6 protein-coding genes are annotated in these 4,090 nt (G+C 67.2%); 2 read left to right on the top strand and 4 right to left on the bottom strand.

What is annotated here, in order from left to right; genetic code table 11:
* From V7E05_RS13795 to V7E05_RS13785, 3 genes are all read right to left on the bottom strand, one after another.
* On the bottom strand, positions 1 to 643 hold a 643-nt coding region (locus V7E05_RS13795; protein ID WP_333620209.1), incomplete at its 3' end, for a ribonucleotide reductase N-terminal alpha domain-containing protein.
* An 11-nt stretch (positions 644 to 654) separates the two neighbouring features.
* Positions 655 to 1,155 carry a class Ib ribonucleoside-diphosphate reductase assembly flavoprotein NrdI gene (gene nrdI, locus V7E05_RS13790; protein WP_333620208.1) on the bottom strand — a complete coding sequence of 167 codons (501 nt, stop codon included), beginning with the start codon at positions 1,153 to 1,155 and terminating at the stop codon, positions 655 to 657.
* A gap of 15 nt (positions 1,156 to 1,170) precedes the next feature.
* On the bottom strand, positions 1,171 to 1,404 hold the full coding sequence (locus tag V7E05_RS13785) for a redoxin NrdH (RefSeq protein ID WP_333620207.1): 234 nt from the start codon (positions 1,402 to 1,404) through the stop codon (positions 1,171 to 1,173).
* A gap of 633 nt (positions 1,405 to 2,037) precedes the next feature.
* Here V7E05_RS13785 and V7E05_RS13780 point away from each other — a divergent pair.
* Positions 2,038 to 3,042, top strand: coding sequence for an SGNH/GDSL hydrolase family protein (locus tag V7E05_RS13780; protein ID WP_333620206.1), 1,005 nt, complete (start codon positions 2,038 to 2,040; stop codon positions 3,040 to 3,042).
* A 210-nt stretch (positions 3,043 to 3,252) separates the two neighbouring features.
* Here the strand turns inward: V7E05_RS13780 and ykgO are convergent, their stop codons facing one another.
* Positions 3,253 to 3,375 (bottom strand): type B 50S ribosomal protein L36, encoded by a 123-nt coding sequence (gene ykgO, locus V7E05_RS13775; protein WP_003852698.1) that lies wholly within the window; start codon positions 3,373 to 3,375, stop codon positions 3,253 to 3,255.
* Positions 3,376 to 3,569: 194 nt separating this feature from the next.
* Here ykgO and nadE point away from each other — a divergent pair.
* The coding region (gene nadE, locus V7E05_RS13770; RefSeq protein ID WP_333620205.1) for an NAD(+) synthase at positions 3,570 to 4,090 on the top strand (521 nt) is incomplete at its 3' end.

Below are 4,090 nucleotides of genomic sequence, written 5' to 3'. Positions count from 1 at the left end.
CCCCGTGCTCGCGCAGATTCGACAGGAGCAGGGCCACGCCGCCGCCGCGCTTCGAGAGCTGAAGCGCCGAGTTGATGGAGCGGCCGATGGACTCCATGTTGTCCTCGATACGCAGGAGGAAGCACGATACCGGCTCGCCGCGCTGCTTCTTGCCCGAGTTGAGGAAGGTCGGCGTGGCCGGCTGGAAGCGGCCCTCGAGGATCTCCTCGACGAGCGCCTCGGCGAGGGCCTCATCGCCCGCGGCGAGGGTAAGAGCGACCATGCAGACGCGGTCCTCGTAGCGTTCGAGGTACCGCTTTCCGTCAAAGGTCTTGAGCGTGTACGAGGTGTAGTACTTGAACGCCCCGAGGAACGTGGGGAAACGGAACTTCTTCGCGTACGCCGAATCGAAGAGCTCGGTGACGAAATCGCGCGAGTACTGCTCGAGGACCTCGGGCTCGTAGTAGTTGTTCTCCACGAGGTAGTCGAGCTTCTCGTTGAGATTATGGAAGAACACGGTGTTTTGGTTGACGTGCTGCAGAAAGTACTGCCGCGCGGCCTGCTTGTCCTTGTCGAACTGGATGCGCCCGGCGGAATCGTAGAGATTGAGCATCGCATTGAGCGCGTGGTAATCCATACCGTTCGCCGCCGGATCCTCGATCATTTCCTGCCGCTCTACCGTTGGTGCTGCCAAAACTCTTCCAATCCCTCGCGGACGTTCTCGACGTCCTCGTGCGTTCCCATGAGCTCGAACCGGTACAGGTACGGCACCCCGAGCTTGGCCGCGATGGCCTCCCCCGCAGCGCCGAACGACGTGCCGAAGTTGGAGTTCCCGCCGGCCACCACTCCCCGGGCGAGTGCGCGGTTCCCTTCGATTGCCAGGAACTTCTTGACCTGGCGCGGAACGTGCGACCCCTCCCGGCCCGTGACCGACAGGCAGCCCCCGTAGGTGGGGACTATCAAAACAAAAGGCTCCGACATTTCCGGCATCTCATCCGCGGCGCGGATGGGGATGCGAGTCGAGTCGAAGCCGAGCTTGCCGACGAAGCGGGCGGTGTTCTCCGAGATGTTCGAAAAGAACACCACGTGCACGCGCCCCGCCGCGTCGCCCTGCCCGTCCGCGAGAGACGCTTCCCCTTGTTCTCGCGGACCGGCGGGCGCAGCCGGCGTCGCCATAGCGCAGACCGCCCTCTAGGCCGCCGCGGTGGCGAGAGCCTTGATGCGGTCCGGGCGGTAGCCCGACCAGTGATCCTCGCCCGAGACGACGATCGGAGCCTGGAGGTATCCCAGAGCCATCACGTACTCCCGCGCCTCGGCGTCCTCGGTGATATCGACGACCTCGTAGTCGATCCCCTGCTTGTCGAGAGCGCGGTACGTCGCGTTGCACTGCACGCACGCGGGCTTGGTGTAGACGGTGATGCTCATGGAGTTCGGGCCTTTCTCGAGAAACGAGGGGTGAGCTTCCGCCCGCGAAGCCGATCCGGAGACCGAGCCACACCGACGAAGCAGATATTCGAACATATGTTGTGAGCCTGTGGAATTCGACAGGGCCTCTGCCCTGTCCAACGCCTCCCGAGGGGTGATGATTCCCGCTTGAGAGTGACTCTCGAATGCCGGGCCGCAACGTCTCCAAACACTACCCGTTGTGCCTAGAAGGTCAACACACCACGACATATTGGTCTTACACGGATGATATTCCCAGGTCGCGGTCCCACCTTGTGGACCCCCGTCGTCCGATAACAACGTTACGAACAACATCGTTGTCGTTCGCGGCGATCCATTCGAACGTCGCCGACCGCTCGAGCCGTCTCCGGACGCCGAAATCGGCCCGTTCGAGTGCCCACAGGTTGTCCACGCGCGCTCCACAAGCCGTCCACACCCCCGTCCACAGGGCCCGGGCCGTGGTGTTCGAACAGGACGTGTCGAGGGCGGAGCGGAAGACCACCGGGGCGGGACGACTTAGTCTTGCTGAGGAGAAACAAAGGCGACCTCTCTGCCGGCCCGGCCCGGCCAGGGAGTGGCGGTAGTACGGAGTGAGCACAGGAGGGCGGCCAGGAAATGGAGAGCGGCACGGAGATTCGGTACGTGGCCATCGGCGACAGCTTCAGCGAAGGCGTCGGCGACGAACGTCCCGACGGCGTGCCGCGCGGTTGGGCCGACCGGGTCGCCGAGCTGATCGCCCGTCCCGTCGAGGGCACCGAGCCGAGCACCGTCCGTTACGCGAACCTCGCCGTGCGGGGGAAGCTCCTGCCCAGCATCCTCGCCGATCAGCTCCCCGCCGCGCTCGCGCTCGATCCCCTGCCCACGCACCTGTCCTTCAACGGCGGAGCCAACGACATCATGCGACCGGGATTCGACAGGCGCGGCTATCTCGCCGGCGTGCGCGCCCTCGTCCGCCGTTGCCAGGACGCCGGCGTCGCGCCCATCATCCTCAGCGGCGCCGACGCCTCGACCTACGTCCCGCTCGGGCGCGTGCTTCGCCGCAGGGCCGCGGACCTCCTCGACGCGACCGCCGAGATGTGCGAGGAGCTCGGCTGCACCTTCGTCGACGTCTTCGCCGATCCGGTCCTCCGCGCGGCCGGCTACTGGTCGGGCGACCGCGTCCACCTCAACGCCGCGGGGCACGAATACACCGCCGCCGTCGTGGCGGCCTCCCAGAGCATCCCCTGCTCCGCTCCGGAACGCCTGCCCATGACGACGAACGTCCGGTCCTTCGCACGCGAGATCGGGTACTACCGCGAGCATGTAGCCCCCTGGGTGAGTCGTCGGCTCCGTGGGCGTTCCTCCGGCGACGGACGGCCGCCGAAGTTCGGCGCCTGGACTTCGGTACTCGCCGCCACCTTCGAGGCCATCGCCGAGCCGGCCGCCGATTCCGCCGCTGGGCCCGCAGCAGAGTCCGCAGCCGTGGCGGCCGCGAGCGAGACCGCGGCGCGAGCGTCGGCGCAGGCAAGGTCGCAGGTACAGGCGCAGACCCAAGCCCACGCGCACGTCCAGGCCACGGCGCCGGTTGCCGGCGAGCCCGCGGCGGTTTCACCCCGACCGGCAACAGTGCCGGTCTCGTAGACACCTGGCGCGCGGCCACACGGCGACTGCCGAATCGATGTCCGGCCTATCGGCAGCTCGCCCCGCCCCCGCGCCGCCCGCCGCGACGAGCCTCCCGGGACGCCGCAGCATCCACGGCACACCGACAGCAAAAAGCGCCGCGCCCACCGTCTCATCCGAGACGGTGGGCGCGGCGAGTCCTTCGCGCGCGATGGCGCGGGACGGGTGCTCCTAGCCCTGGCGGGCCTTGAAGCGCGGATCCTTCTTGTTGATCACGTAGACCTTGCCGCGACGACGCACAACCTGGGCGCCCGGCTTGTTCTTCAGCGACCGAAGGGACTTGCGGACCTTCATGGGGCGCTCCTTTCTGCTAGCCGATATACCTTCCGCTCCCGCGACGGAGCGGGGTACCGACGAGCGGTCCTCGCGCACGGCGAAGCGAAGGTATGGAACTCGAATAGGATAGCCGCCGGGCACTCCAATTGTCATATCCGGGACCGACTCCGGACGCGGCCGCCACGTACCGGCACGTGGCTAGTATCGGTCGTATGAGCGAAACCGAGAACCGAACCGGCAAATCGGGAACGGCCCCGAGCCCCGCGCAGCAGGCGATCATCGCCGAACTGCACGTGCGCCCCGAGATCGATCCCGCAGCGGAAATCGAGGCCCGCGTCGAGTTCCTCTCAGACTACCTCGCCTCCTCGCGCACCGCCGGTTTCGTCCTCGGGATCAGCGGTGGCCAGGACTCCACTCTCGCCGGAAGGTTGTGCCAGCTCGCTGCCGAGCGGGTCCGCGAGTCGGGCGGAAGCGCCGAGTTCCTCGCGGTCCGACTCCCCTACGGCGTCCAGTCCGACGAGGAGGACGCACAGACCGCCCTCGGCTTCATTGCCCCGGACCGCACCATGGTCGTCGACATCAAGCCCGCGGCCGACGCCGCCGCGGACGCTGCCGCACGGGCGCTCGGCGGGGAGCCGCTGCGCGATTTCGTGCGTGGGAACATCAAGGCACGGGAGCGGATGGTCGCGCAGTACGCGCTCGCAGGACAGCTCGGGATGCTCGTCGTGGGCAC

Origin of the sequence: Dietzia sp. (assembly GCF_036741115.1) — a bacterium.
GTDB lineage: Bacteria > Actinomycetota > Actinomycetes > Mycobacteriales > Mycobacteriaceae > Dietzia.
Note: the sequence above shows the minus strand (reverse complement) of the source record. Positions and strands in the feature narration are given on the sequence as shown.